Annotated in this window: 14 protein-coding genes; 11 read left to right on the top strand and 3 right to left on the bottom strand. The window is 58.6% G+C overall.

The annotated features are described in order from the left end of the window. Positions 1–22 precede the first annotated feature (22 nt). The 4 genes from AB5Z05_RS05570 to AB5Z05_RS05585 all read left to right on the top strand — a co-directional run bounded on the left by AB5Z05_RS05570 (position 23) and on the right by AB5Z05_RS05585 (position 1,803). Positions 23–322: a DUF3301 domain-containing protein gene (locus AB5Z05_RS05570; RefSeq protein WP_139409987.1), complete on the top strand. Its 300-nt coding sequence runs from the start codon at positions 23–25 to the stop codon at positions 320–322. Between the two features lie 74 nt (positions 323–396). Beyond that, positions 397–633 (top strand): DUF2789 family protein, encoded by a 237-nt coding sequence (locus AB5Z05_RS05575; protein WP_005338602.1) that lies wholly within the window; start codon positions 397–399, stop codon positions 631–633. Between the two features lie 84 nt (positions 634–717). Further along, positions 718–1,014: a DNA-binding protein gene (locus AB5Z05_RS05580; protein WP_368150433.1), complete on the top strand. Its 297-nt coding sequence runs from the start codon at positions 718–720 to the stop codon at positions 1,012–1,014. A 3-nt stretch (positions 1,015–1,017) separates the two neighbouring features. After that, complete coding sequence (locus AB5Z05_RS05585) at positions 1,018–1,803, top strand: Zn-ribbon-containing protein (protein WP_368150435.1); 786 nt, start codon at positions 1,018–1,020, stop codon at positions 1,801–1,803. Positions 1,804–1,895: 92 nt separating this feature from the next. On the opposite strand, the gene syd is transcribed toward AB5Z05_RS05585, so the two are convergent. Further along, positions 1,896–2,444 carry a SecY-interacting protein gene (syd, locus tag AB5Z05_RS05590; RefSeq protein WP_236562558.1) on the bottom strand — a complete coding sequence of 183 codons (549 nt, stop codon included), beginning with the start codon at positions 2,442–2,444 and terminating at the stop codon, positions 1,896–1,898. 192 nt (positions 2,445–2,636) lie between these two features. On the opposite strand from syd, the gene queF reads away from it, so the two are divergent. The 7 genes from queF (at position 2,637) to AB5Z05_RS05625 (ending at position 11,873) form a co-directional block, all read left to right on the top strand. After that, positions 2,637–3,485, top strand: coding sequence for an NADPH-dependent 7-cyano-7-deazaguanine reductase QueF (gene queF / locus AB5Z05_RS05595; protein ID WP_252656019.1), 849 nt, complete (start codon positions 2,637–2,639; stop codon positions 3,483–3,485). Positions 3,486–3,695: 210 nt separating this feature from the next. After that, entirely contained in the window at positions 3,696–5,978 is a 2,283-nt protein-coding gene (locus AB5Z05_RS05600; protein WP_199416159.1) for a hypothetical protein, read from the top strand. Positions 5,979–6,061: 83 nt separating this feature from the next. Further along, positions 6,062–7,678 carry a diguanylate cyclase gene (locus tag AB5Z05_RS05605; protein WP_368150438.1) on the top strand — a complete coding sequence of 539 codons (1,617 nt, stop codon included), beginning with the start codon at positions 6,062–6,064 and terminating at the stop codon, positions 7,676–7,678. A gap of 148 nt (positions 7,679–7,826) precedes the next feature. Continuing rightward, on the top strand, positions 7,827–9,182 hold the full coding sequence (gene ppnN / locus AB5Z05_RS05610; protein ID WP_005338611.1) for a nucleotide 5'-monophosphate nucleosidase PpnN: 1,356 nt from the start codon (positions 7,827–7,829) through the stop codon (positions 9,180–9,182). A 135-nt stretch (positions 9,183–9,317) separates the two neighbouring features. Continuing rightward, positions 9,318–10,130 (top strand): flap endonuclease Xni, encoded by an 813-nt coding sequence (gene xni, locus AB5Z05_RS05615; RefSeq protein WP_368150440.1) that lies wholly within the window; start codon positions 9,318–9,320, stop codon positions 10,128–10,130. A gap of 159 nt (positions 10,131–10,289) precedes the next feature. Then, positions 10,290–11,297 (top strand): isocitrate dehydrogenase, encoded by a 1,008-nt coding sequence (locus AB5Z05_RS05620; RefSeq protein ID WP_005349723.1) that lies wholly within the window; start codon positions 10,290–10,292, stop codon positions 11,295–11,297. Between the two features lie 117 nt (positions 11,298–11,414). Beyond that, entirely contained in the window at positions 11,415–11,873 is a 459-nt protein-coding gene (locus AB5Z05_RS05625; protein ID WP_005349721.1) for a hypothetical protein, read from the top strand. An 82-nt stretch (positions 11,874–11,955) separates the two neighbouring features. Here the strand turns inward: AB5Z05_RS05625 and rlmM are convergent, their stop codons facing one another. After that, on the bottom strand, positions 11,956–13,050 hold the full coding sequence (rlmM, locus tag AB5Z05_RS05630) for a 23S rRNA (cytidine(2498)-2'-O)-methyltransferase RlmM (RefSeq protein WP_005338617.1): 1,095 nt from the start codon (positions 13,048–13,050) through the stop codon (positions 11,956–11,958). Beyond that, a complete protein-coding gene (locus tag AB5Z05_RS05635) occupies positions 13,043–13,429 on the bottom strand; it encodes a DUF423 domain-containing protein (RefSeq protein ID WP_368150443.1) in 387 nt (128 codons plus the stop codon). The genes rlmM and AB5Z05_RS05635 overlap by 8 nt, the downstream gene beginning before the upstream one ends. Positions 13,430–13,457: the final 28 nt, after the last annotated feature.

The following is a 13,457-nucleotide window of genomic DNA, read 5'->3' on the forward strand; positions in this document are numbered from 1 at the left end:
ATCACGATAAGGAAGCCCGCCTATGGGAGAGATGCTCGGAATTTTGTTGCTGATTGCGATTGCCGGCCTGTTCTGGCTGCAACGCCAACAGGCAGAAGTGGCCTGGCAATACATGCGCCGCTACTGCCAGCACCATGACCTGCAACTGCTGTCACTGGCTCGCCATCGGCGGGAGCTGGCACATAATCCCCTGCGGCTGCTGACCCACTATCAGTTTGAATTTTCCAGCGATGGCGAGAGCCACTATCAGGGCACCCTCAAGATGCAGGGGCTGCACATCGTAGGCGTTGATCTGCCACCCCATCGCATCCCCTCTGCCTGATCCCCAATCTCGTCTCTGCGCCCGATGGCTGTGCCTGTCTATAATCTCAGGGATTAAACAAAGGGAGAGACGAGATGGAACCCCTTGTCCACGATCTGCCAGCCCTGTTTGCCCAGCTCGGGATGGCCAACGACGAGCTGAGCCTGCACCGCTTTGTGCACGACCATCACCTCGACAATGAAACCCTGTTGCCGGAGGCCGGTTTCTGGAACGCCGCCCAGGCCAGCTTTCTGCGCGATGCCCTGTGGAACGACTCCGACTGGTGCGAGGCGATCGACCAGCTCGATGTGATGCTGCGCCAGCCCCGCTAAGCCGCCCGCCCCTTTCCTCCCCTGCTGGCTTTGGTTAAGATCCCGCACCGATATCGATCCCCCCTTCTCACCCAGAGCATGCTTATGTCCGCCCACGAGATCATCCGAATTGCCAACGAGCTGGCCGCCAAGGGCCTGACTCCCACCACAGCCATGATCAAGGCCCGCCTCACCCAGCCCGTGCCGATGGCCGAGCTGCTGAAAGTGCTGAGCCAGTGGAAGCAGCAGCCAGTCGCGACCGCCGAGAGCGAGCTCCTGCCAGAGGCTGTGCCGCAGCCAGCACCGGAGCTCACCCTGCAGCAACTCGCCGAACAGCTCGCGCGCATCGAGCAGAAGGTGGATCGCCTGACCGACCTGCTCCTCAAGCAGGGGCAAGGCTGAACCATGTATATCGTCGAACTCTGCTTTGAGTGTTACCGCGATACCTCCCTTGGCGACGCCGAGCGGGCCATCGTTAACTACCTCGACATGCTGCGTTATCAGGGCCAGATCCTCGGGCGGGAGTTCCCCACCAGCATGCACGACGGCTATTTCGTCAGTCGGGTGGTTTGCCCGGAGCAGGATAGCCTGCACCCCGACAACCAGAGCGAGCAGGTAAAACTGGCCGAGCAGCAGCTCAATCAGGCCGGGTTATTGGCGCCAAAGCTCCATCTTCAAGGGGCGGATCTGCTCTCCGACAGCACAGATCCTTGCGGCCAGCTGGGCGAGCGGCCGAGCTGGATGCTGCTCTACACCAGCTTCCTGCACACCTGCTCGCCGCTGCGATGTGGCGACCACTTCGCCCCCATTCCGCTCTACCAACTGCCCGCGGTCGCCAACGGCGATCAGAAGCAGATCATCAAGTGGCAGGAGGATTGGGAGGCGTGCGATCAGTTGCAGATGAACGGCTCCATCGCCGAACATGCGGCGCTGCACGAAATCGGCGAAGTGGGCAGCCGCCTCTACCGGCGCGGCAGCGATCTGGCCAAACGGCTGGAAGTGCTGAGCGGCATCCCCACCTACTACTACCTCTACCGGGTGGGCGGGCTGAGCGCCGCTGACGAGAAGGCGCGCCCCTGTCCCAGCTGTGGCGGTGAGTGGGCGCTGGCAGAGCCACTGCACGAGATCTTCGACTTCAAGTGCGACAGCTGCCGTCTGGTCTCCAACCTCTCCTGGGATTTCAAGGATTAAGCTCGTTCCCTGTACGCGATGCCATAAAAAAGAGCCTTGCCGCATGGCAAGGCGCTTTTCGTTCCGATGAATAACCTTGGCTCGAACCGGCGCTATTGCGGCAACGTCTCCAGCCGCTCCAGAAACGCCGGCAAAGAGGGAGCCAGCGTCAGACGGCGACCAGAATCGAGCCACTCCAGCCACACCTGACCACTCTCGTTATCAAGGGAGATGAGCGTCATCTCGTTGCGGGTGGTGGCAATGAAGATGGAGGGGGTTCGTTTTAGCTTGCGCAGCATCAGCAGGTGGCCGATGAGGTTCTCCTTGAGCAGGTCGAGATCCGCGTCGTTCCACGGCAGGATCAATTCAAGGCGCAGCCCCTTGAAAAGGCAGGGGATGGGGCGGCTGAACCAGTGCCCGAACAGGGCGATGGCGCTGGGATGAATCGTCAGCTCAAGGGCGTCGGCCATGGCTGTAAAATCGGCGGGCTCGGAGCGATGGTGAGGACGCCAGGCCACCCGACCATCGGCGGGCTCACCAAGCTGGCAGGGGGAACGCCAGTCCGCCTCCCACTCGCACAGGGGCAAGCCTCGTCTGGCCTCGCCATCCCGTTGCCAGCGGGCAAAAAAGTGCTCCAGGGCAGACAAAACTTGATCCGACATCGAAAATCCCCACAATTGCTGGCAAAGTCCGCTATTGCACCACCAAACCCGGTAACAGACAAGGTTGCCAGCCGACCTTGCGACCCGAGCAACAGAACCCGGGATACAGAGAGGCCGACACCCAAGCCAAACGGCTGCAACCATCCGGCCCAGCAATGGCCCGTTTCATTCCACTCATCATGAGCACATTACGTGAGCAAACAAGATAGATACGCCGGGGCCAGCGCCCTGACCGGCCTGAGCCTGGGCCAGCAATCCGATTACATCAGCCAGTACACCCCCTCCCTGCTACAGCCGGTTCCCCGCAGCCTGAACCGGGATGATCTCCAGCTGGGCGATGATCTGCCCTTTAGCGGTTGCGATGTCTGGACCCTCTATGAGCTCTCCTGGCTCAACGCCAAGGGCAAGCCGATGGTGGCGGTGGGGGAAGTGGCCATTCCGGCCACCAGTGCGAACCTGATCGAATCCAAATCCTTCAAGCTCTACCTCAACTCCTTCAACCAGACCCGTTGCGACTCTATCGAGGCAGTCGCCGCCATGCTGACCAAGGATCTGAGTGCCTGTGCGGGTGAGACCGTCAAGGTGACCCTGTTCCCCCTCGACAAGGCGCCGCACCAGATTGCCCTGCTGCCCGGCGAGTGCATTGATGAGCAGGATATCGAGGTAGACAATTACGAGTTTGATGCGTCCCTGCTGCAAGGGGCAGCCGGTAGCGAGTTGGTCGAGGAGACCCTGCACAGCCACCTGCTCAAATCCAACTGTCTGGTGACCAGCCAGCCCGACTGGGGCTCTGTGGTGATCCGCTACAAGGGGCCGAAACTCGATCGGGAGAAGCTGCTGCGCTACCTCATCTCGTTCCGCCAACACAACGAGTTCCACGAGCAGTGCATCGAGCGGATCTTTATCGACCTCAAGCACTATTGCCAGCCTGAGCAGTTGACCGTCTATGCACGCTATACCCGCCGCGGCGGCCTCGACATCAACCCGTTTCGCTCCGATTTCGAAGCCGTGCCCGCCAACTTGCGTCTGATCCGCCAATAAAGTCGAGTTGCGACAGAGAGGGCAGTCGCACTGCCCTCCATGACTGGCAAAAAGGTTTCAATCGATGCTTTACGCAGCAGGGATAAGGGGGCTGGATAATAAAATCCAGACGAAACCCACTTGCCGGCCACCAGCAAACCACAGTAAACGCTGGACTCGCAGGGGGGGGCTTGGATAACATGCCAACACCTCTGCGCCGTCCTTAATCCAATGAATCAACTGTTTTTTCTGGCCATGATGATGTCCTCCCTGTCAGCTCCGAATCTGGATCTGGACAAGGAGCAACTCTCTATCGATCTGCAACAAGCGCAATCGATGGTACTGACCGATCCTGCCAGATGCGTCCAGATCACCACCGCCTTCCTGACGCGCGCAGCCAATAATCCCCAGCAAATCATCAGTAATCGCCAGGAGTTCGGTTATCGCGAACCCATCCTGAGCTACAGCACGGCGGCCCAGACCATAGGCGCCCATCTGCTCAAAGGGGAGTGTCTGCTGCAACTGGGTCAATATCAGGCCACCCAGCAAGCGCTCGACAAGGCGATGGCGCTGGCAGACAAAGAGCAACAACCGGAACTCAAGGCCCACGGCCTCTATCTCAAGATCCGCAGTCAGGCCCTCAAACCGGATAACCAGAGCACCAGCCGCGCCCTGATGGATCAACTGGACGAACAGTTGGCCGTCCCCACGCTCAAGCAGAGCCAGCTCCAGATTTATGGCCGCCTGCAACGCACCAGCTACGACATCGAGAACCAGCACTTCGATGATGCCAAGGCCCACTTGGCAGATGCGCGGATCTGGGCCGCCAAGACCCCCAATCCCCTCGCCAGTGCCTGGGTCAGCGCCATCAGCGGCGACCTTTATCGCGCGCTGCAGCAGCCGCAACTGGCGCTGGGGGAATATATCGATGCCCAGCAACAGGCCAAAAGCCTCAATGACCCGCTCTTTCTCGGCCTGCTGTCGAACCAGATCGTGAAACTCTACCAGCAGGAGCAGGAGCCCCAGAAAGCGCTGCAGTATGCCAATGAGGCGGCCAACTACTTCCACTCCATCGGCAACCCCTCCCTGCTGTGTGACTCCCTGATGGTGCTGGCGCGACTCAATCGCGAGCAGGGCGACCTCAATATGGCGCTGGTCTACTTCTTCAATGCGCTGGATCTGCTCGATGAAGGGAGCAACCGACCACAAGCCTCCCTGCTCAAATATGAAATTGGCAAAACCTACCTGCAAAGCGGCAACCTCTCGCTGGCCAGCAACTACCTCAATGCGGCCCGTCAGTCCCACGAGCTGAGCGATGCCAAAGAGCCGCTGATCGATACCCTGCTGCTGCTCGGCGAGCTCTATCTGAAGAAGCAGGAGGCCGCCATCGCCATCCTGCAGTTGGAGAACGCCCGCGCGCTGGCCAATCAGCTCGGTGATACCCGCCGTCAGTACGAGGTATTCCGCCTGTTGTCGCTTGCCTACGAACAGAAGGGGTATCTGCGTCAGGCTCTCGACAGCTACAAGCGCTTCCACCGTCTTGGCGAGGAGGTGCGCCAGCAGGAGCAAGCTATGGAGCAGGCGGCGATCCGTGACAACTATGTCCAGGTCGAGCGGGTGCAACATATCAAGGAGCTGGAGCAGCGACTTAACAACAGCCAGCATCAGCAGGAGCGCTATCTCTGGTCGAGCATCACCACCAGCCTGCTGCTGGCGCTCTTTATCTACCTCTTCTTCACCCTCTGGCTCAAGCTGCGTACTGCCCGCCTGCAACTGAAACGGACCAATGAGGCCCTGCTGATCGAGCCACGCTCGGGGCTGGCCAACTGGCAGCGACTGATGAACCGCTGGCCCCGGGAGATGGCAAAGCGCCAGCTGAAATCGGATCGCTGGTACCTCAGCGAACAGCCCTCCAGCGAGTTCGATGACAAGCTGCACTATCTGCTGTTCCGGGTGCCTTTCCTGGTCAACACGCTGGAGCGCCACGGCTATCAGGCCAGCAGAGAAATCGAGCAGGCCTTCGGTGCCTATATGGACACCCTGACCCCGCAAGATGGCCGTATCTATGACTTGCGTGAAGGACACATGCTCTATGTGGTGCCACAGCGCCACGTGACCAACCTGCATCAACTGGCGGGAGACCTGCTGACGGCCATCGCCGCCTTCCCTTGCAGCTATCCGCTGGATCGCCAGATCAGCCTCGGGATTGTCAGTCACCCCTTCCTGCCGAAAGCGGCGACCGCGCTCGATCACAATGGCCTGTTTGACCTCTGCTATCTCGCCCTGTCGGGAGCCATTCAGCTCAGTGAAAAATGCCAGCAAAACGCCTGGTTGGAGCTGGCTGCGATCGATTGCCAACAAGCGGCATTTTTTAATGGAGATGTGTGGCAATGCGGCCTGATGGCAATTGACAAGGGACTGGTAAAAGTCAATTCTTCTCATGAAAAGCAATGGGTTAATTGGCCCAGCCTTGCAAGGAAGCCGGCAGCCGATAACCACCAGGAAATAATGTAGATAACAGGCGAGGATCGAAACCAGGTTCGACCACTGTTGCTATCCAACACCAAAAACAATAATGACAACAGGGCGACCTGATAATGAATGACATCGCTGCCGTAGCAGGACAATTGGCAAGACTCAGGGAATCCCTTCAGCAGAAACAGCTGGAACTCGACGGCGTGCTGTCGTTTTCCGATGCAGAGCGTGCTCGCGGCATCCAGTTTATCAACAAGTTGATGCTCTCCTGCCGTGGCTTCGACCGCGAGCTGGACAATCGCTTCGCCAAGCTCAAGCAGAAACTGGATAACAATCCCGCATTTACCTCGCTGGACGCCGACCTGCTGGCCATTGAAAAACTGCTGCAGCAGCACAGCAATGCGCTGGAAGAGTCGATCACCCTGACCCAGACCGCCATCGATCTTGGTTCCAAACAGCTGAAAACCATCAAGGGCTTCCCGGAAGAGACCCGCAAGTCCCTCAAGGAATTTCTGGCAAGTCCCGCCGGTTACGGCATTGCCGATCACCAGAAGAAGGTGATCAAGCTGCTGGAGTTCTACCAGCAGGCGATCAAGATCCAGCTGCTGCCAAGCCAACCCATGTTGGCACCGTCAGGTGCAACTCAACAAGAAAGCAATACTGCCAGCAACGATGGCCAGCCCGATGTCGACCCGTTTGATCTAAAGGATCACGCTCGCATCGCCGATGAGCTGCAGCGGCTTATCACCGAACTCGACTTTGCCGGCGCCATCGGCGAGAGCCTGAGCGACATTCGTCGCCAACTGCTGATCGGGATCAACCCTGCCCTGCTGGCGGAAACCTGCCTGCAGGTGATCGAGCTCATCATCGAGGGCACCCGTGAGGAGCGCAAAGCCTCCCGCGCCTTTCTCAGCTCCCTCAACGAGAGCCTCTCCGCGGTACATGTAGGCTTTACCGAATCCCTCGATGAGGGGCGCGCGCTGCAAAACGAAACCCGCGAGACCCGCGAGGCGCTGGTCAACGAGTTGCAGGCGATCGATCACTCCCTGGCCAGCCATAACTCCATCGATGCGCTCAAGCGCGCCATCTCCGGCCATATGGGCGCCATCAACCTGCTGCTGCAAGAGCGTGACAGCACGGCGGCGCGGGAGCGTCACCTGCTTACCCGCCTCTCCACCATGGAGTCCAAGCTGCGCTTGATGAAGGAGGAGACCGCCGAGTACAAGAAGCGGCTGACCATTCAAAAACACAAGCTGTTCCTCGACAGCCTGACCCAGGTGCACAACCGGGCTGCCCTCGATGAACGGCTGGAGCAGGAGTACAAACGTTGGCTTCGTTACCGCACTCCGCTCTGCATGGCGATCATCGACATCGATCACTTCAAGAATATCAATGACAACTACGGCCATATGGCGGGTGACAAGGCACTGAAAGTGGTCGCCAAAGCACTGCAGAGTGCACTGCGTGACACCGACTTCATCGCCCGCTTTGGTGGAGAAGAGTTCGTGGTGTTGCTGCCCAATATCAACCCGGACAAGTTCCAGAAGCCGCTGGAGACCCTGCGCCAGACCATCAAGAGCATCCCGTTCCGTTTTCGCGATGCCAAGGTGGAGATCACCATCTCCATCGGTGCAACCCTGTTCAAGGATGGGGACAACCCGTCAGATGTATTTGAACGGGCGGACAAGGCGCTCTACCACTCCAAGCACACCGGTCGGGATCAAGTGACACTGGCCTGACAAGCGGCTAAAAAAACAGCGAACAGTCATCGCCCTATTTCCCTCCACCCTCTGTTACCACTACTATCGATCTCAGGGGATGCAACATAGCGTCCCCTTTTCTCCCCAGGGAAAAACACAACGATAACAAGTGAGTAAAGGGGAACCTATGATTACGCACATCAATCCTGTCGGCAGCATGGATTTGCTGTCACAGCTTGAGGTGGATCGCCTCAAGCAGACTGCCTCCAGCGATATCTATCAACTGTTTCGCAACTGCTCGCTGGCAGTGCTCAATTCAGGTAGCCATACCGACAGCTCCAAGGAGATCCTGGAGCGCTTCAAATCGTTCGATATTCATGTGATCCGGCGCGAGCGCGGGGTCAAGCTGGAACTGTTCAATGCCCCCGAGCACGCCTTTGTCGATGGCGAGATCATTCGCGGCATTCAGGAGCACCTCTTCTCGGTGCTGCGCGACATTCTCTATGTCTCCAATCAGCTCGAGTCCAACCGCCAGGTCAATCTGACCAACTCCACTCATATCTCCAACGTGGTGTTCGCCATTCTGCGCAACGCCAAGGTGATCCTGCCCGGCGCAGATCCCAACCTGATCGTCTGCTGGGGTGGCCACTCCATCAACGAGATCGAGTACCAGTACACCCGCGCCGTGGGCAGCGAGCTGGGCTTGCGTGAGCTGAACATCTGTACCGGCTGTGGCCCTGGCGCCATGGAGGGCCCGATGAAGGGGGCCGCCGTCGGCCATGCCAAACAGCGGGTGCGCAACGGGCGCTACATCGGCCTCACGGAGCCTTCCATCATTGCGGCCGAACCGCCCAACCCCATCGTCAACGAGCTGGTGATCCTGCCAGATATCGAGAAACGGCTGGAAGCCTTCGTGCGCCTTGGTCACGGCATCATCATCTTCCCGGGCGGGGTCGGCACCGCCGAAGAGCTGCTCTATCTGCTCGGCATCATGATGCATCCGGCCAACGAGCGGCAGCCGATGCCCATCATCCTGACCGGCCCGAAAGAGAGTGCCGACTACTTCCGTGCCATCGACGACTTCATCAAGGCGACCCTCGGTGAACCGGCGACCAAACTCTACCGGATCATTGTCGGTGATGCGCCGGAAGTAGCCCGGGTGATGAAGGAGGCGATGCCAAAAATCCGCGAATACCGCAAATCGGTCGGCGATGCCTATTCCTTCAACTGGTCCCTCAAGATTGAGCCGGAGTTCCAACTCCCCTTCGAACCGGATCACGCCAGCATGGCCAGTCTGGATCTGCACCGCAACCAGCCGCCCCAGTTGCTGGCAGCCAACCTGCGTCGTGCCTTCTCCGGCATCGTCGCCGGCAACGTCAAGGAAGGGGGCATTCGCGCCATCGAGAAGAAAGGCCCCTTCAAGTTGCACGGCGACAAGGAGCTGATGCACCTGATGGACAAGCTGCTGGAGAGCTTCGTCAAGCAGCAGCGGATGAAGCTGCCGGGCAGCCAGTATGTGCCCTGCTACGAAATCGTCCGCTAGGGTACAGATAGATCATCGACAGAGGGGTGCATCGGCGCCCCTCTTTATTGGCTCAATGCCCTCCCTACTGCCATCAATCCCCCATAAGGCGAGCGGTTTGTTACAATGGGGCGTCCCGACCGCCAAGAGTGCCCCATGTCAACTATCCGGCCACACCTGCTCATCATCGATGCCCTCAACCTCATTCGCCGTCTGCACGCGGTACAGGCCCAGCAGGCACTGACCCCTGCCCAGGCACTGGTCGCAACCCGCGCCAACCTTACCAATACCTGCCGTAAGCTGCTGGCCAATAGCGAGCCGACCCATGTCATTGCGATCTTTGACGGAGAGAGCGATGGCGAGGTGCATAGCTGGCGCAAGGAGGTCTATCCGTCCTACAAGGAGGGACGCACACCCATGCCACCGGAGCTGCGCGAAGGGCTGGGTACACTGCAGGATGCCTTCTGGGAGTGCGGCATAGACGCCCTGCTTTCAGAAACCGACGAGGCCGACGATCTCATCGCCACCCTGGCCTGTGGCATTGCCCAACACGGGGCAAGGGCTACCATCATCTCCACCGACAAGGGGTTCTGCCAACTTATCTGCCCGCAGATCCAGATCCGCGACTACTTCAACAAGCGATGGCTGGATGCCGCCTTTGTCGAGCAGCAATACGGGGTTGCGCCGACACAACTGGTCGATTTCTGGGCGCTGACCGGTATCGGGGGCTCCAACATCAAGGGTGTTCTGGGGATTGGCCCCAAGACCGCTACCCAACTGCTGCAGCAATATGGCGATCTGGCAGCCATGCTCGAAGCCTGCCAGCAAGAGGACGCCGCCAAGCCCCTGATCAAGCTGCGCCAACATCAGGATGAGGCCCTGCTGGCCCAGCGGCTGGTGCGCTTGCAGCGGGATATTCCGCTGGGATTCAACCTGCGGGACATCCGCTACCCGCCCCAGCCAGACTAAAGTGCCGAACAAAAATGAAGACAAGGGCGTGAACCATGACGAGACTCACCCTCGCTGTTGATAAAAGTGAGTAGAATGTAAAGGAATGTGGTTGGTTTGCTGAGTAAATGCTATAAAGCAGCCCCATCCTCCCCTATACCCTGGAAGTGGAACCCTCTCATGTCCAAAAGAAAAATTACCGTGATCCCCGGCGACGGCATCGGCCCCAGCATCATTGAATCAGCCATCCAGATCCTGACCCATGCGGGCTGTGATTTTGAGTACGAATACGCTGATGCGGGTCTGGTTGCCCTCGAGAAGCATGGCGAGCTGCTGCCCCAGGCGACCCTGGATCTGATTGAGAAGAACAAGGTGAGCCTGAAAGGACCATTGACCACACCGGTCGGCGGCGGTTTTACCTCCATCAACGTCTCCCTGCGCAAGAAGTTCAACCTCTACGCCAACGTGCGTCCGGTCATCTCCTTCAAGGGCACCAGAAGCCGTTACGACAACATAGACATCATCACGGTGCGTGAAAACACCGAAGGCATGTACTCGGGTGCAGGTCAGAAGCGCAGTGATGACAACAAGAGTGCCGAGGCGATGAGCATCATCACCCGCGAAGGGGCCGAACGCATCGTCAAGTTCGCCTTCGAGCTGGCCCGTCAGGAAGGGCGCAAGAAGGTCACCATCATCCACAAGGCGAACATCCTCAAGTCGACCTCCGGCCTGTTCCTCGAAGTGGCCCGTGAAATCGCCAGCCACTACCCGGATATCCAGAGCGAAGAGATGATCGTCGATGCCGCCTGCATGAATCTGGTGATGTACCCGGAGCGTTTCGATGTCATGGTCACCACCAACCTGTTCGGCGACATCCTCTCGGATCTTTGCGCCGGTCTGGTTGGCGGCCTTGGAATGGCGCCCGGCGCCAACATCGGCGATGGCGCGGCCATCTTCGAAGCGGTCCACGGCTCTGCCCCCGACATTGCAGGCAAGAACATTGCAAACCCGACCTCGGTGATCCTCGCCTCCATCCAGATGCTGGAGTACCTCGGCATGCAGGATAAAGCAGAGCGGATCCGCGAGGCAGTACGAGCCACCATCGAATCCGGTGATCGGGTCACCCGCGATCTGGGCGGCACGGCTTCCACCAGCGAATTCACCCAGGCCATCATCGATCGTCTGTGAGTTAATTCATTGATTTTAAAAGGGAGCTTCGGCTCCCTTTTTTATGTTTCCGAATCCTTTGCCACTCCCCGAACAGCAACTATGTTCAATAGAGAAGAAGAACAGGGAGTGTTTTTCATGAAGGGATACGGGTGCTATCTGGTTTCGGGTCTGATGCTGGTGTGTGGTACTGCCAGTGCTTTCGAGCAGGATCAACAGACCCAAACCGCCAAACTGCCACAGCAGGAAAAACGGACTGCCACCGAGGTATGGCGCTCGAGCCTGAATACCAACGACCTGCTAAAAGCGCCCAAACCCCTGTCGTTTGGTATTGAAGTCTCCACCGACAACTTTGGTAATCAAAAGATCACCTCCTACCCGCAGCTTAATCTGACCCCGGAAAAAAGCGTCAGTCTGTCAGTCGAACGCTTCAGACCCAAGGTCAAGTTCAAGGCTGGCGGAATGAACACCGCCCTCAGGCTGAGAGGAGACGGGATAAAGATGCAATTCAATCCGGTCGACAAAACCATCCCGCTGCAGATAGAGATCAAGGTGACCGACGACGAATCCTCCCTGCGCCTCGATTACCGTTTCTGATATTTTCCGGCAGCCGAATAGCAAAAGGCCGACAGGTTTCCCTGTCGGCCTTGGTATTTATCGTACGGGCAGAACTGCTACATCACGCCTTGGGCTCGAGTTTGGAGACCCAGTACTTGTTGTAAACATGCACGGTGATCTCTTCTCGATCGTGATAGAGCTGCTTGGCCTGGATCACGAACGCGTTGTCGATCTCCTTGAGCATCTCGCGCAGCACCTCGATATTGTGCACCGACTCGGCATAACGCTTCTTCATCGGCAGCTTGAGGTTGAACATCGCCTCCTGGCAGTCACCCTCACGGAACCAGTCCGCAATCATGTGAACGACCCGCGCCGGTTTATCGACCATGTCGCACACCAGCCAGTAGGTGTTCTTCTTGCTCGGACGCCAGACGAAACCGTCATCCCGGATATGCTTGACCTGACCGGTATCCATCAGGGATTGGGCCATCATACCGTTGTCGACCGCCGTCACCATCATGCCACGGCGCACCAACTGATAGGTCCAGCCACCCGGGCAGGCGCCCAGATCCACCGCCTTCATGCCTGAACAGAGACGCACATCCCACTCTTCCCGCGGCACGAACACGTAAAACGCCTCCTCCAGCTTGAGGCTGGAGCGGCTCGGTGCATCGGCCGGGAAGCGCAGGCGCGGGATCCCCATGTGGAATCCGGAGTTGTTGAACGAGTAGGAGTAACCCAGCAACACGTGATCATTGGCCATGAAGAAGGCGTGGAACACCGGACGGTTTGGCGTCTCCTTCTTGGTCAGGATCTCGTTGCTGCGCAGCGCCTGACGAAGCGGCACGGTGAACTTGCGGCAGAAGGCCGACAGCTCTTTCGCTTCGTTGGTATCCGCGGTTTCGACCCGCAGATCGCCGCAAATGGTGTAGTCACTCACCGCCTCAAGGATCGGGGAGATCCTGTCCGCGACATCCAGATCCTTCAGCTCATGGGTGACCACCAGCATCTGGCGGATGAAGATGAGCTCCCGGAACGGCAGCTTGCGAGCCAGCAGGTCCGCCTGCTCCTCGTCATACAGTTCGAAGATCACATAACCGCTGTCGTCCTTGACCCGGGCGAAACCGTAGCACTGCATGTTACCGGCACGCTCGGTGATCTCTGCTGCCGCCTCTTTCTCAAAACCGGGGCGGCAATAAAGCAGCAGATTATTCATTTTTTCCTCCAAGACGACAGCCAGCCCAGATCAGGGCCGCCCATCCCAACATAAAACAGAGGCCACCGGCCGGAGTAATCAACCCCAGCCCCTTGCTGCCAAGCAGCACCATGGCGTAAATACTGCCGGAGAATCCGATGATCCCCAGCACAAAAGCGGTGCCAGCCAGGTGGATCACCCTGCTGCGCACACCACACCAGCCCAGAACCAGCAGGGCCAATGCGTGAAAAAACTGATATTGCACGGCGGTATTGAACGCCGCCAGACGCTCGGGCGTAATGCCGGTCGCCGCCAATCCATGGGCGCCATAAGCCCCCAGCATGGTGGCCATCAACCCGAAGAGACCGGCCAGTATCAGCCAATGTCGATGGATCTGCATCCTCACTCTCCCTCTCTCATCGAGGCTG

It is taken from the genome of Aeromonas sp. R2-4 (genome assembly GCF_040908365.1).
Taxonomy (GTDB): Bacteria; Pseudomonadota; Gammaproteobacteria; order Enterobacterales; family Aeromonadaceae; genus Aeromonas; species Aeromonas veronii.